General features: G+C 66.4%; 24 protein-coding genes. 3 read left to right on the plus strand and 21 right to left on the minus strand.

Annotated features, from left to right (window positions below; all coding sequences use genetic code 11):
• The 17 genes from Q8P46_16380 to Q8P46_16460 all read right to left on the minus strand — a co-directional run.
• Positions 1-798, minus strand: a 798-nt coding sequence (locus Q8P46_16380; GenBank protein ID MDP2621723.1) for a molybdopterin-dependent oxidoreductase, incomplete at its 3' end; no start/stop codon positions are given.
• Complete coding sequence (locus Q8P46_16385) at positions 795-1,289, minus strand: (2Fe-2S)-binding protein (protein ID MDP2621724.1); 495 nt, start codon at positions 1,287-1,289, stop codon at positions 795-797. The genes Q8P46_16385 and Q8P46_16380, both read right to left, overlap by 4 nt.
• An 11-nt stretch (positions 1,290-1,300) precedes the next feature.
• Positions 1,301-2,161, minus strand: a complete 861-nt coding sequence (locus Q8P46_16390) for a xanthine dehydrogenase family protein subunit M (GenBank protein ID MDP2621725.1) — start codon at positions 2,159-2,161, stop codon at positions 1,301-1,303.
• A 251-nt stretch (positions 2,162-2,412) separates the two neighbouring features.
• A complete protein-coding gene (locus Q8P46_16395) occupies positions 2,413-3,582 on the minus strand; it encodes an MHYT domain-containing protein (GenBank protein MDP2621726.1) in 1,170 nt (389 codons plus the stop codon).
• A gap of 358 nt (positions 3,583-3,940) precedes the next feature.
• On the minus strand, positions 3,941-4,624 hold the full coding sequence (locus Q8P46_16400) for a protein-L-isoaspartate(D-aspartate) O-methyltransferase (GenBank protein MDP2621727.1): 684 nt from the start codon (positions 4,622-4,624) through the stop codon (positions 3,941-3,943).
• Between the two features lie 16 nt (positions 4,625-4,640).
• Entirely contained in the window at positions 4,641-5,411 is a 771-nt protein-coding gene (gene surE, locus Q8P46_16405; protein ID MDP2621728.1) for a 5'/3'-nucleotidase SurE, read from the minus strand.
• Positions 5,412-5,415: 4 nt separating this feature from the next.
• Positions 5,416-6,885: a serine--tRNA ligase gene (gene serS / locus Q8P46_16410; GenBank protein ID MDP2621729.1), complete on the minus strand. Its 1,470-nt coding sequence runs from the start codon at positions 6,883-6,885 to the stop codon at positions 5,416-5,418.
• Positions 6,886-6,972: 87 nt separating this feature from the next.
• The gene (gene tatC / locus Q8P46_16415) at positions 6,973-7,764 is read right to left on the minus strand and encodes a twin-arginine translocase subunit TatC (GenBank protein ID MDP2621730.1); all 792 of its coding nucleotides are present in this window, start codon (positions 7,762-7,764) and stop codon (positions 6,973-6,975) included.
• 15 nt (positions 7,765-7,779) lie between these two features.
• On the minus strand, positions 7,780-8,319 hold the full coding sequence (gene tatB, locus Q8P46_16420; GenBank protein MDP2621731.1) for a Sec-independent protein translocase protein TatB: 540 nt from the start codon (positions 8,317-8,319) through the stop codon (positions 7,780-7,782).
• Positions 8,320-8,382: 63 nt separating this feature from the next.
• On the minus strand, positions 8,383-8,658 hold the full coding sequence (locus Q8P46_16425; protein ID MDP2621732.1) for a twin-arginine translocase TatA/TatE family subunit: 276 nt from the start codon (positions 8,656-8,658) through the stop codon (positions 8,383-8,385).
• Positions 8,659-8,763: 105 nt separating this feature from the next.
• Positions 8,764-9,906 (minus strand): ABC transporter ATP-binding protein, encoded by a 1,143-nt coding sequence (locus tag Q8P46_16430; GenBank protein MDP2621733.1) that lies wholly within the window; start codon positions 9,904-9,906, stop codon positions 8,764-8,766.
• A gap of 33 nt (positions 9,907-9,939) precedes the next feature.
• Positions 9,940-10,575: an SMC-Scp complex subunit ScpB gene (gene scpB / locus Q8P46_16435; protein ID MDP2621734.1), complete on the minus strand. Its 636-nt coding sequence runs from the start codon at positions 10,573-10,575 to the stop codon at positions 9,940-9,942.
• Between the two features lie 144 nt (positions 10,576-10,719).
• Entirely contained in the window at positions 10,720-11,571 is an 852-nt protein-coding gene (locus Q8P46_16440; protein ID MDP2621735.1) for a ScpA family protein, read from the minus strand.
• A gap of 3 nt (positions 11,572-11,574) precedes the next feature.
• Positions 11,575-12,591 (minus strand): beta-N-acetylhexosaminidase, encoded by a 1,017-nt coding sequence (gene nagZ, locus Q8P46_16445; protein MDP2621736.1) that lies wholly within the window; start codon positions 12,589-12,591, stop codon positions 11,575-11,577.
• Complete coding sequence (locus Q8P46_16450; protein ID MDP2621737.1) at positions 12,588-14,309, minus strand: SPOR domain-containing protein; 1,722 nt, start codon at positions 14,307-14,309, stop codon at positions 12,588-12,590. Before Q8P46_16450 ends, nagZ begins: the two co-directional genes overlap by 4 nt.
• A 92-nt stretch (positions 14,310-14,401) precedes the next feature.
• Positions 14,402-16,162 (minus strand): arginine--tRNA ligase, encoded by a 1,761-nt coding sequence (gene argS / locus Q8P46_16455; GenBank protein ID MDP2621738.1) that lies wholly within the window; start codon positions 16,160-16,162, stop codon positions 14,402-14,404.
• Between the two features lie 51 nt (positions 16,163-16,213).
• Positions 16,214-17,446, minus strand: a complete 1,233-nt coding sequence (locus tag Q8P46_16460) for a deoxyguanosinetriphosphate triphosphohydrolase (GenBank protein MDP2621739.1) — start codon at positions 17,444-17,446, stop codon at positions 16,214-16,216.
• Between the two features lie 95 nt (positions 17,447-17,541).
• Between Q8P46_16460 and erpA the strand changes: the two genes are divergently transcribed.
• Together erpA and Q8P46_16470 are read left to right on the plus strand one after the other, a co-directional pair.
• The gene (erpA, locus tag Q8P46_16465) at positions 17,542-17,874 is read left to right on the plus strand and encodes an iron-sulfur cluster insertion protein ErpA (protein ID MDP2621740.1); all 333 of its coding nucleotides are present in this window, start codon (positions 17,542-17,544) and stop codon (positions 17,872-17,874) included.
• Positions 17,875-17,885: 11 nt separating this feature from the next.
• Positions 17,886-18,368: a hypothetical protein gene (locus Q8P46_16470; GenBank protein ID MDP2621741.1), complete on the plus strand. Its 483-nt coding sequence runs from the start codon at positions 17,886-17,888 to the stop codon at positions 18,366-18,368.
• 72 nt (positions 18,369-18,440) lie between these two features.
• Here Q8P46_16470 and Q8P46_16475 read toward each other — a convergent pair whose 3' ends face one another.
• Positions 18,441-18,977: an ACT domain-containing protein gene (locus Q8P46_16475; GenBank protein ID MDP2621742.1), complete on the minus strand. Its 537-nt coding sequence runs from the start codon at positions 18,975-18,977 to the stop codon at positions 18,441-18,443.
• 281 nt (positions 18,978-19,258) lie between these two features.
• On the opposite strand from Q8P46_16475, the gene xth reads away from it, so the two are divergent.
• Positions 19,259-20,047, plus strand: a complete 789-nt coding sequence (xth, locus tag Q8P46_16480) for an exodeoxyribonuclease III (protein ID MDP2621743.1) — start codon at positions 19,259-19,261, stop codon at positions 20,045-20,047.
• 47 nt (positions 20,048-20,094) lie between these two features.
• Here xth and Q8P46_16485 read toward each other — a convergent pair whose 3' ends face one another.
• The 3 genes from Q8P46_16485 to Q8P46_16495 all read right to left on the minus strand — a co-directional run bounded on the left by Q8P46_16485 (position 20,095) and on the right by Q8P46_16495 (position 25,682).
• Positions 20,095-20,916 carry a tetratricopeptide repeat protein gene (locus tag Q8P46_16485; protein MDP2621744.1) on the minus strand — a complete coding sequence of 274 codons (822 nt, stop codon included), beginning with the start codon at positions 20,914-20,916 and terminating at the stop codon, positions 20,095-20,097.
• Positions 20,903-22,627, minus strand: coding sequence for a dihydroxy-acid dehydratase (gene ilvD, locus Q8P46_16490; GenBank protein MDP2621745.1), 1,725 nt, complete (start codon positions 22,625-22,627; stop codon positions 20,903-20,905). Before ilvD ends, Q8P46_16485 begins: the two co-directional genes overlap by 14 nt.
• 193 nt (positions 22,628-22,820) lie before the next feature.
• Positions 22,821-25,682: a valine--tRNA ligase gene (locus tag Q8P46_16495; GenBank protein MDP2621746.1), complete on the minus strand. Its 2,862-nt coding sequence runs from the start codon at positions 25,680-25,682 to the stop codon at positions 22,821-22,823.
• Between the last annotated feature and the right edge of the window lie 18 nt (positions 25,683-25,700).

Consider the following 25,700-nt stretch of genomic DNA (forward strand, 5'->3'; position numbering starts at 1 on the left):
GCCGCCGATGTCCGGCGAGACGATGCGGATCTTGTGCTCCGGGAGGTTGGAGATCAGCGAGGCGACGGTGCGCACCGCGTGCGGCGCCTGGAAGGTGCCCCACACGGTCAGGTGGCCGTTGATCTTGTCCATCGAGGCGACGCAGCCGCAGGTCTCGATCGGACAGGGATGGGTGCGCTGATAGGTGATCAGCTCCTCGGCCACCACGTCGGCCTTCTTGATCGCCGCCTCGGTGCCCTCTTTGTCGCCCACCTCCCAGGTGAAGATGTGGTTGTGGTGCTTGCGCGGCCCGTGGGCGCCCTCGTTCTTGCCCGCGAGGTCTTCGCGCAGCACCGGCGCGTCGGCATCCATCGCCTTGAAGGCGTTGACCAGAGGCGTCAGCTCCTCATAGTCGACCTCGACCAGCTCGACGCCGTCGGCGGCGGCATAGCGGTCGGTGGCGACGACGAAGGCGACCTCCTGGTTCTGGAACAGCACCTTTTCTTCCGCCAGCACCGCCTGCACGTCGCCGGCGAGCGTCGGCATGTAGTGCAGGTTGAGCGGCTTGAGGTCGGCTGCCGTGATCACCGCCAGCACGCCGGGCACGGCCTTCGCCTTTTCCGCGTTGATCGACTTGATGCGCGCATGGCCGTAGGGCGAGCGCACCAGGTCGCCGTGCAGCATGCCGGGCAGCTTGATGTCGTCGACATAGTGGCCCTTGCCCTGGGTGAAGCGGGCATCCTCCACCCGCTTGCGCTTGCAGCCCAGCCCTTCGAGTTTCGCCGTGCGCTCCTCGGCGCTTGCCACCTCTGCGCTCATTCCGCAGCCTCCTTGACGGCGCCAAGCTCGCCCGCTGCCGCGCGGATCGACTTGACGATGTTCTGATAGCCGGTGCAGCGGCACAGATTGCCGGAAATGCCGAAGCGGATTTCCTTCTCGCTCGGGTCCGGGTTCTCCTGCAACAGCCGCCAGGCCCGGGTGATCATGCCCGGCGTGCAGAAGCCGCATTGCAGGCCGTGATGCTCGCGGAATGCCTCCTGCAGCGCGTGCAGCGTCCCGTCGGCATGGGCGATGCCCTCGATGGTGACGATTTGCGCCCCGTTCGCCTGCACGGCGAACATGGTGCAGGACTTCACCGACTTGCCGTCGAGGTCGACGGTGCAGGCGCCGCAATGGCTGGTGTCGCAGCCGATGTGCGGGCCGGTCAGGTTCAGTTCCTCGCGCAGGAAATGGATCAGCAGCATGCGCGGCTCGGCAAGACCCTCTGCCTCCTTGCCGTTGACCGTCATCTTGACGTGCATCTTGCTCATGGCCTGCCCCCTCAAGCCGCGCGCTCTTTGGCGCTGGCGATCGCGCGGCGCACCATGACGCCGGCGATCCTGGTGCGGAAGTCGGCCGGCCCGCGGTCGTCGGCGACCGGCTCGGCGATCCCTTCGGCAAGCCGCGCCGCCTCGTCTATGGCGGCAGCGTCGAGCGCGCTGCCGACCAGGCTTTCGGATGCCGCCTCGGCGTAAAGCGCCGTGTCGCCGACATTGGTGAGCGCGATCGCGGCGCCGTCGCACTTGCCGCGCGACATGGTCAGCACCACGGCGGCGGCCGCCGTCGCATAGTCGCCGGTCTTGCGCTTCTGCTTCATATACGCGTAGCCGTGGCCGGCGGCCGGCGTCGGGATGCGGATCGCGGTGAGCACCTCGCCGTGCTCGCGCGCGGTATCGTAGGGCCCGAAAAAGAATTCGCGCGCCGCGACCTCGCGGCTGCCGCCGCCCTGCAGCACGAAGCGCGCATTAAGCGCCATCATCACCGCCGGCATGTCGTTGCCGGGATCGCCGTTCGCCACATTGCCGCCGAGGGTGCCGACCGCGCGCACCTGCGGGTCGGAGATCTGCAGCGCCGTCTCGCGCAGGATCGGGCACTTCTTGGCCAAGAGGTCCGAGCCGATCACATCTTCCTGGGTGGACAGCGCGCCGATGACGAGCGCGCCGCTCTCCTCCTTGATGCCCTTGAGATCGGCGATGTCGCGCAGATCGACGAGATGCTCAGGCGCCGCCATGCGCAACTTCATCATCGGGATGAGGCTGTGCCCGCCGGCGACGAGATGGGCTTCCTCGCCGAGCTTCGCCAGCAGCGCGACGGCTTCCTTCACGCTGCCGGGCCGATGATATTCGAATGCCGCTGGTATCAACGACCGTCCTCCCCTTTAGGACCCGGCCGCAAGGCGGGCCGATTTTCTCTCCGGCTCGGCTCCAGGGCCGGCCGAACTCCTCTTGAGCGGGGGCCGCGCGCGCCACGCGCCTTGCTCCAGCTTCATGTAAGCCGGCGATCTTAGGGGCCGGCCGGGCTCAAGGGCGACGGCGAACTATCCAGACGCGCCGCGATTTCACGAAATGCGAAATAGCTGCGCGAAATGCGATTCTTTCGAAGAAGACAGCCCGTCTAGATCCCCAGCGCCTTGCGCACGTCGGACACGTGCAGGCGGCTGACCGGGATGCGGTCGCGCGCCTCCCCACCGCCACCGACGATGCAGAACGCCTTGTCCTTGTCGCGCTCGAAGGCCTGGACATGCTTCAAATTGACGATGTAGCTGCGGTGGGTCTGCATGAACGGCGCGCTCTTCAATTCGCTGGCCACGCGCGAGATCGGCCACGGGCAGAACAGCTCGGCGCTCTCGTCGACGAGCCGCGTATAGTGCCCGTCGGCGCGCACCGCGCGCACCTTTTCCGTCTCGATGAAGCAGACCGTATTGTTGCGCTGATAGGGCAGCCTGGAAACCCTGAAGCCGCCGTTTCCGGTTGCCATGCCGGGCGCCGTCCGCGGCGTTGGCGCAATGGCCGCGCCCACGCTCGCCTGCCCGGTTGCCGCCGGCGCCGGCGCCGCGCCGAGGGGCGCGCCGGCCGCCTTCTCGATCGGAATGGCGGAAAGCAGGAACAGGCCGCAGATCAGGAACGAGGCCAGCGCCACGATCAGCGCCAGATAGCCATCCGACAGCGCCGGCGTCTCGATGGCGACGATGTTCTCCACCGGCACGAAGTGGGTATAAACCATGGCCGAATAGTGCATCGCCGAAATGGTGATGCCGAGCACCACCGCGCTGAGCGCAAGCTGCGCCAGGCTGCGCCGGCGATAGGCGAGCCCGAGCGCGAAGGTCGAGGCGCCGACCGCTATCCCCGTCGATATGACGAAGCCCTCAGGCGCGTAGGTGACGATGCAATTGCCCCTGATCGCCGACATGCCGACATAGTGCATCGACACGATGCCGAGCCCGATCAGCACGCCGGAAAGCGCGATCTTGCGCCGGGTGCGCTCGCCGAAATGCAGATTCGCCAGGCCGACGCCGGTGATCAGGATGGCGATCAGCACCGAGCCGAGGGTTAACAGGGCATCATATTCGATCCTTGCCGGGATGCGCACCGCCAGCATGCCGACGAAATGCATCGACCAGATGCCGCCGCCGAGCGCCAGCGCCGCCCGCGCGACGTGCATCTTGCGCACGCCGGCGTCGATCCCCCTGAGCCCGCTCGCCAGCCTCAGCCCCGTGAACGAGGCCATGATGGCGACGAGGATCGAGGCTGCGACCAGCAGCGGATCGTAGGAAACGACAAGCATGACCTGCTCGCGGGCCCTCCCTGCGGTCCGGATTGAAGGGCTCGAGGGGCGCCACCCCTGCCGCTTCCCCCCGAAGGGGGTTGAGCCCCGCGCCGGACTTATAGAGCCATTCTAAACCCGGCCGGCCAATCCCCCAAGTCCCGCCGTGAACCCCTCATCACATTGTGAAACGGGGGTGCTTTCTCTCCCGCGAGGCGAACGGCGCCGCAATTCGATGCGGCCGGGATGACAACAAGAGGCGGGGAGCGCCGCAGGCGCGACCGGGACCTAAGAAAACTGGGCGGCGAGGGGCGAAGCCACGACAGGGACCAAAGGAGCCGCGTCTCGAAGAATGAGGTCAAGGCGTCGCCCCAATCCGTCAGAGCTGCTGCGCCTTTCCCGGCACCAGCGGCACGAAGCGCACCGGCAAGAGCGTCTCGCGCTCGTATTTGTCGCCGGCGCGGACGACCTTGACGATGTGCTGGACGCCGCTTGCCGAGCCGACTGGCATCACCAGGATGCCGCCGTCGCAAAGCTGCGCGAGCAGCGCCGGCGGCACGTCCTTGGCCGCCGCGGTGACGATGATCCGGTCGAACGGCGCCTGCGCCTTCCATCCCTTGATGCCGTCGCCGACCATCGCCGTGACGTTGGTCAGCCTCAGCTCCTCGAAGCGCGCCTCGGCCTCCTTGGCGAGCGTGCGGTAGCGCTCGATGGTATAGACGCGGCGCGCCAGATGGCTCAGCACGGCGGCCTGATATCCGGAGCCGGTGCCCACCTCCAGCACCTTGTGCCGGTCGCCGATCTCCAACAGCTCGCTCATATAGGCGACGACATAGGGCTGGCTGACGGTCTGGCCGCATTCGATGGGGAGCGACTGGTCGGCATAGGCCTGGGCGCGGAAGGCCGGGTTGACGAACAGGTGCCGCGGCGTCTTCTCGATCGCCGCCAGCACCTTGGTCGAACGGATGCCGCGCGCCCGCAACGCCATGATCAATTGGATCCGGCGGATGCGGTCGTCCTCCGACAGCGGGTCGACGCTGTCGTCTTGCGTGGTGCCGCTCATGAAAACCGCCCCCGGCTCAGCCCGGCTTTTGTTCTAGCACCGCGCTGAGCCGATCGCAGCTTTCTTTATCGGTCAGGTCGACCGAGAGCGGCGTCACCGAGACCAGCCCCTCATAGATTGCCCACAGGTCGGTGCCCTCGTCCGGCTGCGAGCGCTTTCGCTCGAAGGCGATCCAGTAATAGGGGTTGCCGCGCCCGTCCTTGCGCTCGGCGATCTTCATCAGGTCGGGGTCGCGCTTGCCCTGGCGGGTGATCGCGGTGCCGCGCACCTCATTCGGCGCGAGGTTGGGGAAGTTGATGTTGAGGTAGACGTTGCCCGGAAAGCCGCGCTCGTAGAGCCGCCGCACCAGGTCGGGCGCCAGCGTCTCCGCCGTCTGCCACGGCGCCTCGGCCGAGCCGAACTGATAGGTCTGGCTCAGCGCCATGGAGGGGATGCCGAGCAGCGCCCCCTCGACCGCGCCGGCCACCGTGCCGGAATAGGTGACGTCGTCGGCGACGTTGGAGCCGCGGTTGACGCCGGAGAGCACGAGATCCGGCCGCGGGCCGGGAATGATCTGCCGCACCGCCATGATGACGCAGTCGGTCGGCGTGCCGCGCACCGCATGGTGGCGCTCGGCGATGGCGCGGATGCGCAAGGGATCGTTGAGGCTCAGCGAGTGGGCGGCCCCGCTCTGATCGGTCTCCGGCGCCACCACCCAGACATCGTCGCTGAGCGCCCGGGCGATATTTTCCAGCGCCGTCAGGCCGGGCGCGTGGATGCCGTCGTCATTGGTGATCAGAATGCGCATTTTGCTACCGTTCACGCGCTGTCGCTTCGATGCGCTCCAGGTCTCCCATATAGGGCCGAAGCGCCTCCGGCACGATGACGCCGCCGTCGGCCTCCTGGTAGTTTTCCAGGATCGCAATCAGGGTGCGGCCGACGGCAAGCCCCGAGCCGTTGAGAGTGTGCACGTGATGCACCGGGCCGCCGTCCGCCGGGCGGTAGCGTGCCTGCATGCGGCGCGCCTGGAAGTCGCCGCAGAGCGAGCAGCTCGAAATCTCGCGGTAGGCGTTCTGGCCCGGCAGCCAGACCTCGATGTCGTAGGTCTTTTGCGCCGCAAAGCCCATGTCGCCGGTCGACAGGACGACGGTCCGGTAGTGCAGCCCGAGCCGCTTCAGGACCTCCTCGGCGCAGCCGCGCATGCGCTCCAACTCGTCAAGCGATTGATCCGGCGCGACGATGGAGACCAACTCGACCTTGGAGAACTGGTGCTGGCGGATCATGCCGCGGGTGTCCTTGCCGGCGGCGCCGGCCTCGGCGCGGAAGCAGGGCGTCCAGGCGGTGAGCCGCATCGGCAGGTCGACCTCCGGGACGATCTGTTCGCGCACCAAATTGGTCAGCGGCACCTCGGCGGTGGGGATGAGCCAAAGCGGAACTCTCTCGTCATTAAATAGGTCGGTCCCTTCGACGATCTCATCCAATTCTTCTTTGCGTTGAGGTTCCAGCTTTCCAAACAGAAAAGCCGCGAATTCGTCGTCCGTAGTCCGATCCCCAATCAACTTTCTCAACTTCAGGGCATCCTGGACGGTATCCTCATAAGTACGGGGCCTACTCGTGGTGGGGAACAAATCGTCGGCAAATTTCGGCAATTGCCCGGTGCCGAACAGGGCGTTGTCGCGCACCAGCGCCGGGGGAAGAATCTCGGTGTAACCGAACTCGGTCGTGTGCAGGTCGAGCATGAAGGCGGCAATCGCCCGTTCCATGCGGGCGAGCGCCCCCTTGAGGATGACGAAGCGGGCGCCGGAAATCTTCGCCGCCGTCTCGAAATCCATCAGCCCCAGCGCCTCGCCGATGTCGAAATGCTGCTTCGGCTCAAAATCGAACTTGGGTGCAGAACCTTCGACGTGGACGACCTCGTTGGCGGACTCGTCCTCGCCCACCGGCACCTCGTCGAGCGGCAGGTTGGGCACGGTGGCGAGGAAATCGTCGAGCGCGGCGGTGAGGCGGCGCTCCTCCTCTTCGCCGGCCTGGATATCGGCCTTCAGCTTGGCGACCTCGTCGATCAGGCTCTTCGCCCTGGCCTCGTCGCCCTTGGCCTTGGCCTGGCCGATTTCCTTCGACGCGGCGTTGCGCTTTTCCTGCATCTCCTGCAGCCGGACGATATGGGCGCGCCGTGCATCGTCCAGCTTCAGCGCCTCGACCGACAGAGGCTCGAGCCCCCTCTTCGCCAATCCGGCGTCGAAGGCCTCTGGATGGTCCCGAATCCATTTCACGTCGAACATGGTCCGCCCGTCCGTCTCGTTCTGGGAATTCGCCCTGCGGCGGCCGCCGGTGATGCTCTACCCGGCCATTGCGGATTCGTCCAGCGCTCAGGCGGGCGTTTCGGCCTTCGCGCCCTCCGCCGCCTGGCGTTTGCGCTCCACAGAGCGGACCGACCAGATCGACAGCTCGTAGAGCAAGAGCGTCGGCAGCGCCATGCTGATCTGGCTGATCGGATCGGGCGGGGTGAGGATCGCGCCGACGATGAACACGAGGATGATGGCGTATTTGCGCTTCGACCTGAGACCCTGGGAGCTGACGATGCCCGCGCGCCCCAGGAGCGTCAGCAGCACCGGAAGCTGGAAGCAGATGCCGAAGCCGAGGATCAGCGTCATGATCAGGCCGAGATATTCGCTCACCCGCGGAACGAGGTGGATCGTCGCCACTCCCTCCCCGCTCTGCTCCATGGAGAGGAAAAACGTCATGGCGAGCGGCATCACCACGAAATAGACCAGCGCGCCGCCGAGCACGAACAGGATCGGGGTTGCGATCAGGAACGGCAGGAAGGCCGACCGCTCGTTGCGGTAAAGGCCCGGCGCCACGAACAGATAGATCTGCGCCGCCATCACCGGAAAAGCGAGGAAGGCGGCGCCGAACAGGCCGAGTTTGAGCTGGGTGAAGAAGAATTCCTGCGGCGCGGTGTAGATCAGCTCGATTTCCGCGATGTTGCCGACCGCCCGCTCATACGGGACCAGCAGGATGTTGAAGATCGTGCTGGCGAAGATGAAACAGATGACGAAGGCGATGACGAGGGCCACCACCGCCCAGATTAGCCGTTTGCGCAGCTCGATCAGATGCTCGATCAGCGGCGCCTTCGAGGCTTCGATATCGTCGTCGCTCATCGCCGGCGTTCCGCGTCAGGATCGCTCGCCGCCGGCGCCGGCCGCGCGCTTGGGCGAAGGCTTGGGCGCACGCCGGGACTTGGCCTTGGCCGGCTTGGCGGCGGCCTTTTCCGGCTCCGGCGGGCCGTCCTTCTTGGCGGCGGCCTTTTTCGGCTCCGGCGGGCCGTCCTTCTTGGCGGCGGTGGTTTTCAGCTTCGGCGCGTCCGGATGGGCTTCAGCTTCGCTCTTGGCCGGCGCGCTTTCGGCCGGCGGCTTGATCGGCCTGGCGAGGTCCTCCATCGTCGCGCCAATCGGCCGCATCTCGTCTTCCAACTCCTTCTTGATGTCGCCGAGCGGGGAGATCTTGCGGACCTGTTCGACTTCCTTGGTGATGCTGTCCAACTCGACCTCGCGCAGCGCCTCGTTGAACTGCGTCTGGAAATCGGCGGCCATGCGCTTCAGCTTGCCGGCGTACTTGCCGAAGGCGCGCAACATCGGGATCAGCTCGCGCGGCCCGATGAAAATGATCGCGACCACGGCGATGACCAAAATCTCACTCCAACCGACGTCGAACATGTTTTCGCGCGCGCATCAGGGATCGGACCGGTCCGCAGCGAACCGGCCTTGCCGCCGAGCCGATCAGCTCGCCTTGTGCTTGCGCGGCGCCTTCGCCTTGGCCGGGCTCTTGGCCTCGGCCTCCGCTTCCGCCACCGGCTCCGCGCTGGCGTGTTCGATCACTTTTGGCGGGCTTTCTGCCTCGCTCGCCTCTTCTTCCTTCTCGTCTTCGGTCATCCCCTTCTTGAAGCTCTTGATGCCCTTGGCGACATCGCCCATCAGGTCGGAGATTTTGCCGCGTCCGAACAGAAGAACGAGCAAGAGAACGATGATTACGATCTGCCAGAAGCCGACACTCATTTGGAAAATCTCTCCGCTGTCCCGCCCGATTCCAAGCCGGAATTTAAGGTTGCCGCACTATCGCAGAAAGCCCCGTGGGCTGCAACTGACCACGCTGGCTGGCGGCTAACCCACCGTGGCGTCGCCGTTTTCGCGGCGGAAAAGGAGGATCTGCTGCGGGTCGACATGAACCCAGATCTCGGTTCCGGCGCCGGCGCAGGCGCCGCCCGGCACGCGCGCCTTCAGCGGCTCGTCGAGCCCTTCGACCGCAATGTCTATGATGTCGACATCGCCGAGGAAGCGTCGGCGCAGAATCCGTCCGGCCGTTCCTCCCGGCACCGTCTCGATGCGGATGCCCTGGGGGCGGATGCAGACATCGATCTCCTCGCCTTCGAGAAAGCCGTTGGCGGGCACGGTGCCGAACGGGGTGGTCACGCATTTGTCGCGCACCTGGCCGATGATCTCGTTGAACTCGGAGAAGAAGCGGGCGGTGAACAGGTCTACGGGCGTGCGGTAGAGCTCGTCGGCCGGGCCGACCTGCACCAGCCGGCCGCGGCGCATCAGCGCGATGCGGTCGGCAAGCTGCATCGCCTCTTCCGGGTCATGGGTGACGATGATGCAGGTCGCCCGCGTCTCGCGCAAAAGCGCCAGCGTCTCGTCGCGCACATTCTCGCGCAAGCGGCGGTCGAGGCCGGAAAACGGCTCGTCCATCAACAGCACGCTCGGCCGCGGCGCCACCGCCCGGGCCAGCGCCACCCGTTGCTGCTCGCCGCCGGACAGCGCGTGCGGATACTCGCCGGCAAGGCTCTCAAGGCCGACCCGGCGCAGCGCCGCGCGCGCCTCGTGCTCGGCCTCGCGCCGGCTCAGGCCGGTGAGCCCGAAGGCGGTATTGTCGAGAATGGAAAGATGCGGGAACAGCGCAAAATCCTGGAACATCAGGCCGACGCCGCGCTGTTCCGGCGGCAGGAACCGGGTCGGCCCCGCGACCTCGCTGCCGTTGATGAGCACGCGTCCGGACCGCTGGCGCTCGACGCCGGCGGCGATGCGCAAAAGCGTGGTCTTGCCGCAGCCGGATTGGCCGAGCAGGCAGATGATCTCGCCGGGCGCCACGTCGAGCGAGAAATCCACCACCGCCGGCGTCGTCCCGTAATAGTGGCAGACTTGTTCCAACGTCAGCCGCGCGGCGATGGTCGCAGCGGCGGTCCCCCGCTGGCCCCAGCCGCCGCGACGCAGGCTCGCCGCGCCACCGTGTCTTTGTTCAGAAACCACGCCGATACGCTTCACACAATTCGGCCCGACGCGTCACCGGGCGGACTCCTCGTCTTCCTCGCCGAGCGCTTCAAGTTCCTCCGCCTCGTCGGCGCCGTCGAGAGGGTCCTCGTCCTCGGCCAGCCCGTCGACGACGAGCGGCGAGGGAACGGCGAAGCTTGCCGGGATGCGGCTTGACAGGAGGCCCGCCGCCTTGAGCTCCTCGAGCCCCGGCAGGTCGTCCACCTGGTCGAGGCCGAAATGCGCAAGGAAGCCTTCGGTCGTGCCGTAAGTGATCGGCCGGCCGGGAGTGCGGCGGCGGCCGCGCATCCGCACCCAGCCCGCCGCCATCAGCACGTCGAGGGTGCCCCTGGACATGCTGACGCCCCTGATCTCCTCGATTTCGCTGCGCGTCACCGGCTGGTGATAGGCGATGATGGCCAGAGTCTCCAGCGCCGCGCGCGACAGCGGCCTTTCCTCGACGGCCTCCTTGTGCATCAGGAAGGAGAGGTCCTCGGCGGTCCGGAAGCTCCATTTGCCGGCGACGCGGACCAGATTGACGCCGCGCCCGGAATAGTGGGCGGCAATCTCCGCCAGCAGCCGGCCGACATCGGCCCCCACCGGAAGGCGCGCGGCAAGCGTCTCCTCGTCGAGCGGTTCGGCGGCGGCGAACAGCAGCGCCTCGACCATGCGCAGAAGGTTGCTCGACGGCGCCGCGGCAAGCGTCGTCACATTGTCCGGCCAATCGCGCTCGCGATCCTGCGCTACGGCGCTGGCTGCCGCCGCTGTATTTCCGGCCTCGTCATGTCGCATGGCCTTCTCCCGGTTCCCCAACTATCCGACCGCCCTCGGCCCGGTGCTGCGCATATAGATCGGTGCGTACGCCTTGTCCTGGCGAATTTCAATCCGGCCTTCGCGCACCAGCTCCAGGCTGGCGCTGAAGGTGCTGGCGACCGCGCTCGCGCGCGAGGCCTGCCCGAGCACGAACTCGGCAAGGCAGGCGTCAAGCCGTGCCCAGTCCGAAATCTGGCCGACCAGCCGTTGCAGCGCCTCGCGCGCCTCGGCAAGGGTGACGACCGGACGCGGCCGGATGCGGTAGTTGGCGAGCGCGACCTTCTCGCGCTGCATCGCATAGGCCTTCAAGAGGTCATACAGCTCCGCCGTATATTCGCTGCGCCGCTCGAGCCTGATGCCCTCCGGCGCGCCGCGGGCGAAAACGTCGCGGCCGAGCCGGTTGCGGGTCATCAGCGATGCGGCCGCCTCGCGCATCGCCTCGAGCCGCTGCAGGCGGAAGGCAAGCTGGGCGGCAAGCTCGGCCCCGCTCGGTTCCTCGTCGTCGGCCTGATCGGGCAGCAGCAGACGCGACTTAAGATAGGCAAGCCAGGCGGCCATGACCAGATAGTCGGCGGCGAGCTCGAGCCGCATCGAGCGCAATTCGACGATGAAGCCGAGATATTGCTCGGCCAGCGCCAGGATCGAGATGCGCGCCAGATCGACCTTCTGCGTCCGCGCCATTGCCAGCAGCAGATCGAGCGGGCCTTCGAAGCCGGCGACATCGACGATGAAGGCGTCCTCGCCCGCGTCCCACGCCGGCGACCGCAACAGCCCGTCGGTGAACGGGTCCGGGCCGCCGTCATCGTCTTGGGTGCCCGCAGCCGGGGTCGTATCGTCGCCTTGCACGCTCATCGCCTAACTTCCTTGCGCCGCGAGCAAACCGCAGAGCCGTTCCCAGGTCGCGTCCTCGTCGATGGGGGCGGCCTCACCGACAAAGGCGAGCGCCGCCGCGGCGCGCCGCGCGCGTTGACCCGCAAGCGGGGGCGCCGCCTCGGCCACCGCCGCCATCTCGTCGAGCCTGCCATTGCAATGCAGCGCCATGTCGCATCCGGCCTTGAACAGGGCGTCGGCGCGCGCGCGCACGGAACCGGTCAGCGCCCCCATGGACAGATCGTCGCTCATCAGCAGGCCTTCAAACCCGATTTCGCCGCGAATCACCTCGCCGATTATAGCCGCAGAGAGCGTCGCCGGCCGCTGCGGGTCGAATGCCTTGTAGACGATATGCGCGGTCATGGCGACCGGCATGTCGGCGAGCCGCCGGAACGGTTCGAAATCCTCCCGCCGCAGCGTCCGAGCGTCCGCCATGACCTCGGGCAGCTCCAGATGGCTGTCGGCCGTGGCGCGGCCGTGGCCGGGGATGTGCTTGACGACCGGGACGACGCCGGCCGCCCTGAGGCCCTCGCAGGTCGCCCGTCCCAGCGCCGCCACCCGGCGAGGATCGGAATGATAGGCGCGCTCGCCGATGACGGCGTGGGTCTCGGGCAGGCGCAGATCGAGCACGGGCAGGCAGTCGACAGTGATGCCGAGAAGCGCCAAATCCCGGCCGATCAGCCGCGCGTTGAGCCGCGCCGCTTCTTCCGCCGCCCGTTCGTCGATCGCGTGCAGGACGCCGAAATGGGCCGCCGGCGGATAGGCCCGCCACCGCGGCGGACACAGCCGCTGCACGCGCCCGCCCTCCTGATCGATCAGGACCGGGGCCTCCCAGCCGACCGCGGCGCGGAATTCGGCGATCAGGGCGCGGATTTGATCCGGGTCCTCGACATTGCGGGCGAACAGGATCAGTCCCCAGGGCGCCGCGTCTTCCAGGAACCGGATTTCGTCCCGCGTCAGGACCGGGCCGGAACAGCCGCAGATAAAGGCGCGTGCGTTCAGCGCGGACGCACCAGGCAATCCGGCAGGCCGGCCGCCTTGAGCTGTTCGCACACGTCCCGGGCCGCGTCGGCGGTCGCCATCGGGCCGACACGGACGCGGTAGTAGACGCCGCGTTCGCCAAGGTCGGCGCGCTGGATCAGCGGCTGATAGCTGCCGAGCAGGCCGGCATATTGGGCCTTCAGCGAATTATAGGCCTCGTTAGCCTGCTCCTCATTGCGGCGCGCGGCGAGCTGAACCACATATTGCGCCGTGCCGGTGCCGGCGCTGGGCGTGGTAGACGCCGCAGGAGCGGCAGCCGCGGGGGCCGGCGGCGTGCCCGGGACGGCGGTGAACCAGGTCTGGGTCTGCACCGGCTGCTCCGGCGAGGCTGCCCGGGCGACCCTCTCGGACGCGGGCAACTCCTCTGCTTGCTGCTGTTCCGCCTGAGGATTGAGCGCCAGGGGCGCATTGCTCGACGGTTGCGTTGGACGCGTCGGCTGAACCGGCGGTACCGGCGTGGCGTTGGTATCATTGCCGCTGGCGGCGAGCCGCACGGGTACCGGCACCGGGGCCGGCCGCGACGGCGGCGTCGGGACGCCTGCAACCGCCTTTTGCGCCGGCGTCGCCGATGGCGCGGCGGCAATATCCTGCGGCTCGATGCTGACGATGGATCCATCCGGACGCACGACCACGGTTTTCACCCGCCGCGGGACCGGAGCGATGCCGTTCGCGGGCGGCGAAGAGGAGGCGAGCGGCGCCAGAGAGCCGGGCTCCGCGGCGCTTCCGTTGGACGCATTCGGCGTGGTTCCCGTCGAAATCTCGTCGCCGGCGCCGTCAGCCGTAAAACGCCCCCCTTCCTTGGCCGCCCCGTTCGGGGGTCCGAGGATTTCTTCCTCGCGCGATACGATATTGGGCTCCGGCTCGGCGGTCTCGCCGGAAACGCGGTTATAGACCAGCCGCTCCTGATTGGGGATATTCGCTCCGCCGGGATCGTCGGGGGCAATCTTCACCGGATCGCTGTCGGCGCGGATGATCGGCAGCGGATCCTCATTGGCGCTGGAGCCGCCTCCCTGCGTGTAAAGATAGCCCGCAGCGGCGCCAACCCCCACCAGCCCCATCAGAATGCCGACGGCGACAAACGTGCCGCGCCGGGGACGCTGCTCCGCAACCTCGGAATATGGCCCGTCGCGATCAGGGGAGTCGGCTCCGAAGGCCGCCTCCGCGTCGTCGCCTTCCGCTTCAAAGCCGGAATGAGAGCTCGCCTCGATGCCGGCAAAGGCCGGATCCTGGTAGGGATCGGCCGGTTCTGCCGGCGGCGCGGCCGCGACCTCCACCGGGTCGAACCCTTCATCCATCCAGTTCATGTCGCGGCGCAACACCTCCTCCGGCGCATCGCGGAAATCGCGCAGCGCCTGGTCGAGGTCGACCGGATCGAGCGGCGGTGCCTCGCGCCGGGACGACGCAGCCATCGTTGGCGGCGCGGCCGGCGGTTGCGGCTGAGCCGATGCCGGCGCCCTGGCCGACGGCGGCGCGGGCGGCGGCGCACGACGCGCCGTGGGCAAGGGATCGTTCAGAAGATCGCCGAATGGATCTTCTTCCTTGACGATGCGGATCAGTTCCGCGAGTGGATCGTCCTCGACACCCGCCGCTGGTGCGCCGCTAATATTCCTCTCGTGAGATGGCGAACGCGTCGCCGGCCCGCGTGGAAAAATGCGCTTGTCGTCGTCAGTCATGGTCATGATGCTAAACCGAAATCGTCCTGGCGACCAACGATAGATTGTGGCCGCCGGGAATGGTGGTGCCGCACCATCACACGATTTGCTCCCCCATTTTAGCGCATTTCCTCGACAGCGTGCACGCCAAGGATGCCTAGCCCCTCCGCGAGCGCCAGGGCAACCGCTCGAACCAGACCCACCCTCGCTCGGGACAAGCCTGGATTGTCTGAGTTAATAAAACGTAATTGTGGCAAGTCTTTGCCCCGATTCCACAGGGCGTGGAAGTCACTCGCAAGCTCGTGCAGATAGAAAGCGACGCGGTGCGGCTCGTGCGTTTGCGCCGCCGCGGCGACGACGCGCGGATACTCGGCGAGGCGCTTGATAAGGCCGATTTCTCCCCTATCGGCAAGCTGCGCGAGGTCGGCTTCGGCCAGAGCAGCGGCGTTTACGTTAAGGTCAGAAAATGCCTCGACCGCGTTGCGCAGCACCGAATGGGCCCGCGCATGGGCGTATTGAACGTAGAACACCGGGTTGTCGCGAGACTGCTCGGTGACGGTGACGAAGTCGAAATCGAGCGGCGCGTCGTTCTTGCGGAACAGCATCATGAAGCGGACGCTGTCGGGGCCGACCTCATCGACCACGTTCCTGAGAGTCACGAACTCGCCGGCGCGCTTGGACATCTTCACCGGCACGCCGCCGCGCAGCAGGCGCACGAGCTGGCACAGCTTCACGTCGAGCGTAACCTTGCCGTCGGTCAGCGCGGCGACGGCGGCCCGCATGCGCTTGACGTAGCCGCCGTGGTCCGCACCCCAGACGTTGATCAGGGTCGTGAAGCCGCGTTGGATCTTGTCACGGTGGTAGGCGATGTCGGAGGCGAAGTAGGTGTAGCTACCGTCGGACTTCATCAGCGGCCGGTCGATGTCGTCGCCAAACGCGGTGGAACGGAACAGCGTCTGCTCGCGGTCCTCCCAATCTTCCGGCGGCTGGCCCTTGGGCGGCGGAAGCCTGCCTTCATAGACGAGCCCCTTCGCTCTTAACAACCTGATGGTCTCGGCCACCTTGTCGGTCGGCCCCTCTGTGAGTGATCGCTCGGAAAAGAACACGTCGTGCCGAATTCTCAGTGCATCGAGATCATCGCGAATCTTTCTCATCTCGTTCTCGATCGCGATCTTGCGCACTTTCGCTAGCCATTCACTCTCGGGCTGGTCTTTGAGCTTGTCGCCGTACTTATCGCCGATGGCCCGCCCGGTAACCGAAACGTACTCGCCGGGATAGAGGCCTTCAGGGATCGGTCCGATCGCCTCGCCCCGCGCCTCGCGGTAGCGCAGATAGGCGGAGCGGGCGAGCGCATCGACCTGGGCGCCGGCGTCGTTGACGTAATATTCGCGGGTCACCGCGTAGCCGACGCGGGCCAGCAGGTTGGCAAGCGCGTCGCCGAACACCGCGCCGCGGCAATGGCCGACATGCAAAGGCCCGGTCGGGTTGGCCGAGACATATTCGACATTGATGCGAGTGCGCCTGCCGATATCCTCGAGCGGGAACGGCGCGCCGGCCTTCAGCATCGCCTTCAGGAATCCATGCCAATAGGCGCTTTTCAGCGTGACGTTGACGAAGCCCGGCCCTGCGACCTCGACGCTTTCCACGTCCGGATCGGACCCCAACGCGCCGGCAAGCTTTTCGGCAAGCTCGCGCGGCTTCATGGCCGCCTGTCGGGCAAGCACCATGGCGGCGTTGGTCGCAAGGTCGCCGTGGCCCGCCTCGCGCGGCGTCTCGACGGCGATGCGCTCGAGGTTGAGCCCTTCGGGCAGCGCGCCCTCGCGCGCCAGCGAAAGGACGGCTTCGCGCACACGGATGACGAAGTCGGCAAAGACGTTCATGCGAATTCACCGCGAAACTGCGCCGGAGACGGGGCGGAATGTGCGCCGCACCTAACGCAATTCCGGGGTGGCGTCAAACAGACGCTGATGCTCCAGATGGGCGAAACGGTCGGTCATGCCGGCGATGAAATCGCAGATGCGCCGGGCTCGGATATCTTCCCTGACCCCGGCGATGCCGTCGCGCCAAGCCTCCGGCAGCGCCCCCGCGTCGGCCATGTATCTCTCAACCAGCGCGGCAACGATCCCCTGGGCGTCCTGCATGATCCGCTCAACGCGTTCGTGGCGGTACACGCGGACGTTGAGAAATGCCTTCAGGCTACGCTCCGCCTCGCCGAGCCCGGCCGAAAAGCCGGCCATGCCGCGGCCGGCGCGGCGCACGTCTTCGACCGTCCCGGGCCTCAGTCGGTCAAGATTGCGGCCCGTCTCGGCGATGACGTCATCGACCATGGCGGTGATCAGCCGGCGCAGCATTTCGTTGACGGCGCGCGGGCGCTCGGTTTCCGGATAGAGCCGTTCGACCTCGGCAAGGCAGGCATCGACCGGCGGCACGTCGGCAAGCTCCTCGAGCGCGAACAGGCCGGCGCGCAGCCCGTCGTCGAGATCGTGGCTGTCATAGGCGATATCGTCGCAAATGGCCGCGATTTGCGCTTCGAGTGAGGGTTGCGACCACAATTCGAGGTCCTGCACGCGCTGATAGGCGCGAATCGCGTGAGGCAGGCCGGTGGCGGCATATTGGCCGAGCGGTACCCCGTCCTCGGCGGTCAGCGGCCCGTTATGCTTTACCAGCCCCTCCAGCGCCTCCCAGGTGAGGTTGAGGCCGTCGAAGTCGGCATAACGGCGTTCGAGCCGGGTGACGACGCGCAGGCTCTGGGCGTTGTGGTCGAAGCCGCCATAAGGCGCCATCGCCGCGTCGAGCGCCCGCTCCCCGGCATGGCCGAAGGGCGGATGGCCGAGATCGTGGGCGAGCGCCAGCGCCTCGGCCAGGTCTTCGTCAAGGCGCAGGGTCCGCGCGAGCGAGCGGGTGATCTGGGCGACCTCCAGAGAATGGGTCAGCCGGGTGCGGTAATGGTCGCCCTCGTCATAGATGAAGACCTGGGTCTTGTGCTTGAGGCGGCGGAAGGCGGTGCAGTGGACGATGCGGTCGCGGTCGCGCTGAAACGGGCTGCGGGTCGGGCTGTCCGGCTCCGGGGTGCGCCTGCCGCGGCTGTGCTGCGGCCAGCAGGCGAAAGCCGCCCTGGCCGAGCAACCCGCCTCGCCTGCCCCCTGCCCGCCGCCGCGCGCCATGATTTTCAAGAAACCTCCATTTGACATGCGCCCCGCACATATTACCTAATCCGGGTGGATCGGGTGACCCAATCCCGGCCGCCTTGGAGACCCGGATGAACCAGCCAGCCGTGACATTGAGCGAACGCGCCGCCAAGCGCATCGCCGCCATTCTCGCAGATGAGCCCGCCGGCACCATGCTGCGGGTCAGCGTCTCGGGTGGCGGCTGCTCGGGCTTTCAATACGGCTTCGACTTTGCACGCGAGCGCGACAAGGACGATCTGCTGGTAACCCGCGACGGGGCCTCGGTGGTGGTCGATTCCGTCTCACTAATCTATATGGCCGGTTCGGAAATCGACTATGTCGACGACCTGATCGGGCAATCATTTCAAGTAAAAAACCCGAATGCCACCGCATCCTGCGGATGCGGCACGAGTTTTTCCATCTAGCCTGCGGCGCCATGACTCACGTCCGCTACCACAAGCGGCAGGTCTCCTTCCTCGGCATCGAGGAGCATCGCGGCTGGACGATCAAGCAATATCTGATTCTGGGCTCGAGCCGGCGGCCCGAGGAGGGTGAATTTATGCTCGCCCGCCACGCCCGCACGATGATCGCGGCCTTGCCGCTGGCCGGCTCCACCGACGCGCCCGACCTGACCAATGGCAGCCATGCCATCCTGATCGTCCATGCCGGCGAGCGCGCCAACTGGTACCTTCCGGTCTGGTGGGTCAATGGCGACACGCTGCGCCAAAGGATGTTCCGCGGCGCGCGCGAGGACGCAACGACGCTGGAAGACATCACCGATCTCGGCCTCATCGGCAGGGTCTGGGAGCTTGCGATCCTCGATTTCGAGCGCCGCACCTGGATCAAGACAATGATGCCGAAGAAGGGCGCCCCCGACCCGCAGCGCTATCTGACCACCGCGCTGACGGGGATGGTGTAGCCGGCAAGAGAGGATGGGGCCGTTGCCATGAAGATCGCGACCTGGACAGTCAAATCGGCCTCGTCACCATCGTCATGGATTGGGGCTCAAGATCTCCTCGCGCAGTGTGATGTCCACCATCAGCGCGGCGGTCAGTCCCTCGAGGGCTTGGCGAAGCTCTTCCTCGTTCAATCTCGCGGGGCCGCGAACCCGAGCCTGGGCATAAAACAGGGCTCCCCCGCCCATGGGGGCTTGCCGAATATCGGTCTCCATTTCCTCGACGCTGACGCCCCGTTCCGCCAAGCAGTGGGAAATATCGCGCACGATTCCCGGATGATCCGGGCCGACGAGATCGAGAGTGAGCACCGTACCGCCGGACGGAGCAGCGACCGTCGCCTCCTCGACGGTAAGACGGAAGCCTTCCGCTTCGAGAGCCATTAGCGCATTCTTGAAGGACGAGACCTTGTCGCCAGGAATTTCGACCCTGGCGATGCCCGCGAACTTCTCGGCCAGGTGCGCCATCCGGCTTTCGAGCCAGTTTCCGCCTTCCTTGGTCACCGCTTCGGATAGTCTCTCGACCAAGCCCGGCCTGTCCTCGGCGATAAAGGTCAAGACAAGTGTCTGCTGCACGTCCCCATCCTCCAATATTCGGCGCGCGGCGCGCCAAATGTCCGCGACCTTATCAAGGGGGTTGCGCCGCCGCCAGTGGGCCTTGGCGCGGTTGGTCTTGCGTAGCGCTTACGCGCGAGGCGGATTCCAATTGCGTGGAAGCGGCGGGGGCTGCGAAATTCCTTTCTTGGGGTATGGCGGGCATGATTCGCGGACGGCAGCCATTGTGAGTGTAGCCATATGCGTGGCCGCGCAAGCCGCCGGACAATTAACGAGATGACATAAAGGGTTTTTCCTATCCCATGAAGATCGCAACCTGGAACATCAACGGCGTCAAGGCCCGCATAGAGGGGCTGACCGCGTGGCTCAAGGATGTCGGCCCGGAGATCGTCTGCCTGCAGGAAATCAAGTGCGAGGATCCGGGCTTTCCGGCCGAAGACCTCGAAAGCCTCGGCTACAATGTCGCGGTGCACGGCCAGAAGGGCTTCAACGGCGTCGCCATCCTGTCGAAGCGCCCCTTCGACGAGGTCGGCAGGGGCCTTCCCGGCGACAAGCACGATACCCAGGCGCGCTATGTCGAGGCCGTCGTCCCGGCAGGCAAGGGCATCGTGCGCGTCGCCTCGATCTATCTGCCCAACGGCAACCCTATCGGCAGCGACAAGTTCGACTATAAGCTGAAATGGATGAAGCGCCTGCACGCCCACGCGCACAAGCTGCTTGAGCTCGAGGAGCCGTTCGTGCTCGCCGGTGACTACAATGTCATTCCGACGCCGGACGACGTTCACGACCCGGAAGCCTGGGCCGACGACGCGCTATTCCAGCCGGAGAGCCGCTCGGCTCTCCGCGCGCTCGTCAATCTCGGCCTGACCGACGCGATTCTGGCTTGCGACGATTCACCCGGCCAATACACCTTCTGGGACTATCAGGCCGGCGCCTGGCAGAAGAATAACGGCATCCGCATCGATCATCTGCTGCTGTCGCCACAGGCCACCGACCGGCTGATCGCGGCGGGCATCGACAAGCGCACGCGCACCTGGGAAAAGCCGTCGGACCATGTGCCGGTGTGGATCGAGCTTTCGGAGAGGGATTAGAGGGCCGGCCTAGAGCGGTTCATGGTTATAGGGAACCATGAACCGCTCTAGCGGCGATCGCCATATTTCTCGACCCACCTGTCGGCCGCGGACGTGACCAGCTGCCGCTGGTTGCCGTCGAGGGTGGCGAAAATCTCGTCGTGTGTCTGGATGACCCACGCCTGGCTTGCCGGGTCGGCGCGGCGCCGCGCCACCTCGAGAAATATCAAGCCCTTGAGCCTGTCCTGCGGCCCATTCTTGTCAGCATAGAGCAGCCGGCCCAATTCGCCTTGCGCGCCGACATGGTTCTTCTTGGCGGCGAGATTGAGCCATCTCGCGGCCGTCGCCGGGCTCGGATTGCGCCCCTTGCCCTCCAGATACATCATGCCGAGCCGATACTGCGCCTCCGCGTCGCCGAAATAGGTGGCGGCGTGGTAGAGCAGGTTGAAAGCCCGGGAGATGTCCTGGACGACGCCGGCCTCGGGGATGCCGGAAAGGTAGTAGTGGGAAAGCTCGACGAAGGAATCGGCGACGATCCGCGCGGTGGAGACGAACGGATTGTCCTCGGCGTGCTGGTCGGCGAGAATCTGGAAATATCTGAACGCCTTCAAAGTGTCGCGCTTGACCCCGTTACCGTCGGCATAGCGGCGGGCAAGCTCCCACTGCGCCTTGGCGTAACCCTTGCCGGCGGCGAACTCCAGCGCGCTCAGCGCCTCGTCCGTATGCCCGTCTCGGTAGGCGCGCAGGGCCATCTGGTAGGCCTGCGCCGGCGGGGTGTCGTCGCCGATTTTCGCCTCCAGATCGAGCGCCAGGGCGGGCGCGCCGGTCCCGGCGACGAGAACCGCGAAAACGGCGCCTGCAATCCACGAATGGCGGTCAGATATCGGCATAGCTTTTCTCTTCGGCCGATGCGCCGGGATGGGTGACCGCGCCATGGCGCGCGGGGCCCACCTGCTCGGCATATTTCCATAGCGCGCCGGAGGGATAGCCGGTTTCCCGCGGCGTCCATTTCTTGGCCCGCGCCTTGAGCTCGGCATCCGATAATCGGACGCCGAGGAGTCCCTTGTCGGCGTCGAGCTCGATGATGTCGCCGTCCCGCAGAAGCCCGATCGGGCCGCCGACGGCCGCCTCCGGGCCGACATGGCCGACGCAGAAGCCCCGCGTCGCGCCGGAGAAGCGCCCGTCGGTGATCAGCGCCACCTTGGAGCCCATCCCCTGGCCGTAGAGCGCCGCCGTCGTCGACAGCATCTCGCGCATGCCCGGCCCACCGCGCGGCCCCTCGTAGCGGATGACCAGCACCTCGCCTTCCTTGTATTTGCGCTTGTTCACCGCCTCGAAGGCCTCTTCCTCGCTGTCGAAGCAGCGCGCGGGGCCGGAAAAGCGCGTCGAGCTCATGCCGGCGACCTTGACGATGGCGCCGTCGGGCGCGAGGTTGCCCTTGAGCCCGACCACGCCGCCGGTCGGCGAGATCGGATCGTCGTGCGGGCGGATCACATCCTGGTGCGGGTTCCATTTCACGGCGGCCATGTTCTCGGCCATGGTGCGGCCGGTCACCGTCAGGCAGCCGCCGTGCAGATATCCGCCTTCGAGCAGCGTCTTCATCAACAACGGCACGCCGCCGGCCTCGTACATGTCCTTGGCGACATATTTGCCGCTCGGCTTGAGGTCGGCGATATAGGGCGTCTTCTTGAAGATCTCGGCGACGTCGAACAGGTCGAATTCTATGCCGCATTCATGCGCAATCGCCGGCAGGTGCAGGGCGCCATTGGTCGAACCGCCGGTCGCCGCCACGACGCTCGCCGCGTTCTCCAGCGCCTCGCGGGTGACGATGTCGCGCGGGCGTATCCTGCGGGCGACAAGCTCCATGACCTTCTCGCCGGCGGCGGCGCAAAAGGCGTCGCGCAGCTCGTAGGGTGCCGGCGCGCCCGAGGAATAGGGCAAGGCAAGCCCGATCGCCTCGCTGACGCAGGCCATGGTGTTGGCGGTGAACTGGGCACCGCAGGCGCCGGCCGAGGGGCAGGCGACCTGCTCGAGCTCGTCGAGATCGTCAAGGCTCATCTTGCCGACCGAATATTCGCCGACCGCCTCGAACAAATCCTGCACCGTGACCGGCCGACCCTTGAAGGTGCCGGGCAGGATCGATCCGCCATAGATGAAGACCGACGGCACGTTGAGCCGGCACATGGCCATCATCATCCCCGGCAGCGACTTGTCGCAGCCGGCGAGACCGACCAGCGCATCGTAGCAATGCCCGCGCATGGTCACCTCGACGGAATCGGCGATCACCTCGCGCGACACCAGCGACGACTTCATGCCCTGGTGGCCCATGGCGATGCCGTCGGTCACGGTGATGGTGCAGAATTCGCGCGGCGTGCCGCTGGCGTGCACAACGCCCTGCTTGACCGCCTGCGCCTGGCGCATCAGGGCGATGTTGCAGGGGGCGGCCTCGTTCCAGCAGGTGGCGACGCCGACCAGCGGCTGGTGGATCTGTTGCGCCGACAGGCCCATGGCGTAGAAGTAGGAACGATGCGGCGCGCGCTCCGGCCCTTCGGTGACATGGCGGCTGGGCAACCGCGCCTTGTCATATGTCTTCGCGTCCATGCACCTGTCTCCGCCGCGCAACACCTCCCGCCGGTACCGGTTCGAGCCGGCTTCGGCGTCCCTTTATCCTTTTCGGCTATCAAGGGTTTATGGCGCAACGGGGGCATTGGCCGAACGGGCCGCGCAGTGACACGAATCTTGGTTAACTGTTGCGCCGTAGCAACAGATTCCCGCCTCGGGGGCGTCGAAACGCTCAGGCCGCGCCCTGGAGCCGCTTCAGGGCCTCGGACAGGCGGGCGCGGGCGTGCTCGGCGTCGGAATGGCGCTCGCGCTGTTCCTCGATGACGTGCTCGGGCGCGCGGGAGATGAAATTCTCGTTTTCGAGCTTCTGGACAATCTTTCCGATCTCGCCGTCGATCTTGGCGATTTCACGCTCGAGCCGCGCCTGTTCCGCCTTGAGATCGATGATGCCTGAGAGCGGCAGGGCGGCGGTGGCGCCGTCGAGCACCAGCTGCACCGCCCCCTGCGGCGCCGCGCCAGCGAAGCTGATGGTCTCAAGCCGCGCCAGGCGCCGGATCGTCTCGCCATGGAGCCCGGCGCGGGTGCGCGCCTCCTCACTCCCACCGACCAGAACCAGCGGGATCAGGGCGCCGGCCGGCACGTTCATCTCCATGCGCACGGACCGGATCTGGCCGATCAGATCGATCAGCCAACCGATCTCGGCGTCGGCCGCGGCGTCGGCAAGACCGTCAAGCGCCGGCCAGTCAGCAAGGATGAGCAGGCTTTCGCGCGCGGGCCCGGCCTCGCCGGTGCGCTGCCACAGCTCCTCGGTCAGGAACGGCATGAAGGGGTGGAGAAGCCTCAGGATCTGGTCGAGGGTCCAAGCGGCGGCGGCGCGGGTCTCGGCCCTGGCCGCCGAATCCTCGCCCGACAGCTCCGATTTCGACAGTTCCACGTACCAGTCGCAGAAGACGTTCCAGACGAACCTGTAGATGGCGGCGGCCGCCTCGTTGTAACGGTGCGTCTCGATGCCCTCGCCGACCGCCTTTGCCGCGCGCTCGGCCTCGCCGACGACCCAGCGGTTGAGGATCTCACGGCACGCTTTCGGGTCGAAATCGGCAACGCGGACGCATTCGTTCATCTCGCAGAAGCGCGCCGCGTTCCACAGCTTGGTGGCGAAGTTGCGATAGCCCTCGACGCGGCCGGCCGAAAGCTTGATGTCGCGGCCCTGGGCGGCCATGGCGGCGAGCGTGAAGCGCAGCGCGTCGGCGCCATATTCGTCGATGAGCCGGAGGGGGTCGATGACGTTGCCCTTCGACTTCGACATCTTCTGGCCCTTCTCGTCGCGGACCAGGGCGTGGATATAGACGGTGCGGAACGGCACCTCGTGCATGAAGCGAAGGCCCATCATCATCATCCGCGCGACCCAGAAGAAGATGATGTCGAAGGCGGTGACCAGCACGTCGGTCGGATAGAAGCGCTTCAGCTCCGGCGTTTCCTCCGGCCAGCCCAGGGTCGAGAAAGGCCACAGCGCCGAGGAGAACCAGGTGTCGAGCACGTCGGGGTCGCGCCATATTCCAATTGCGCGTTCATTCAGCCAAAGCTTTGCTGCTTGTTCGGGGCCATCCACGACTTCGACCTGTAGGCTTGAAAAGCGCTCTTGAATAGCAGCGATGGCTTCTTCCTGAGACTCGACAACCACAAATGGGTGCAAGTCTTTGCGTATCTCACCTAAATGAAGCGCATCTGACGGACTGAGGTCGTTAAGTTCATGGTGTGAAATGTGGTACCAAGCCGGGATCTGATGGCCCCACCAGAGCTGGCGCGAGATGCACCAGGGCTGGATGTTGCGCATCCATTCGAAATAGGTTTTTTCCCAGTTTTTCGGGACAAAGACGGTGCGCCCCTGCTCCACCGCCTCGATCGCCGGTCCGGCAAGCGTCTTGGCGTCGACATACCACTGGTCGGTCAGGTACGGCTCGATGACGACGTTGGAGCGGTCGCCATAGGGCACCGCCATGACATGGTCCTCGACCTTCTCGACGAGCCCACGCTCCTCCATCATGGCGACGAGGCGCTGGCGAGCGGCGAAGCGGTCGAGGCCGTCGAGCGCCGCGATCGTCTTCACCAGATCTTCCGACTGCGGCACGCCCTTGAGGAAGGCAGCATTGTCCTTCAGCGTGATCCTCGCCTCCGGGTCGAGCACGTTGATCGGCGAAAGCCCGTGGCGGCGGCCGACCTCGAAGTCGTTAACGTCGTGCGCCGGCGTGATCTTGACCGCGCCCGAGCCCTGCTCCGGGTCGGCGTGCTCGTCGGCGACGATGGGCATGCGGCGCCCGACGAGCGGCAGGATGACGTGGCTGCCGACGAGACGCCGGTAGCGCTCGTCGTCGGGGTGAACCGCCACCGCCACGTCGCCCAGCATGGTCTCCGGTCGCGTGGTGGCGACGGTGATGAACGTCGCCGGATTGTCGGGATCGAAGCATTTTTCTTCGAGCGGATAGCGCAGGTGCCACAGATGCCCCCTGGTCTCGACCGGCACCACCTCCAGGTCGGAGATCGCGGTGAGCAGCTTCGGGTCCCAGTTGACCAGCCGCTTGTCCTTGTAGATGAGGCCCTTGCGGTAAAGCTCGACAAACACTTTGAGAACCGCTTTCGACAGACCCTCGTCCATGGTGAAGCGCTCGCGCGACCAGTCGCAGGAGGCGCCGAGCCGCCGGAGCTGGTTGGTGATCAGGCCGCCGGATTCCTCCTTCCACGCCCACACCCGCTCGATGAACGCGGCCCGGCCCATGGTCCGCCGGTTCGGCTCGCCCTTTTCCATGAGCTGGCGCTCGACCACCATCTGCGTGGCGATGCCGGCGTGATCCGTGCCCGGCTGCCACAACACGTCCTTGCCGCGCATGCGCTCGAAGCGCACCAGAATGTCCTGGATGGTATTGTTGAGGGCATGGCCCATATGCAGCGAGCCGGTGACGTTCGGCGGCGGGATGACGATGCAGAAGGGCTCGGCGTCCGCGCGCTCGGGCCGGCCGCACGCAAACGCGCCCGCTTCCTCCCACAGAGAGTAAAGCCGCGCTTCGACATCCTGCGGCCGATAGGTCTTTTCAAGCATGTTATGCGGACAAGCCCG

Source organism: Hyphomicrobiales bacterium, from assembly GCA_030688605.1.
Lineage (GTDB): Bacteria > Pseudomonadota > Alphaproteobacteria > Rhizobiales > NORP267 > JAUYJB01.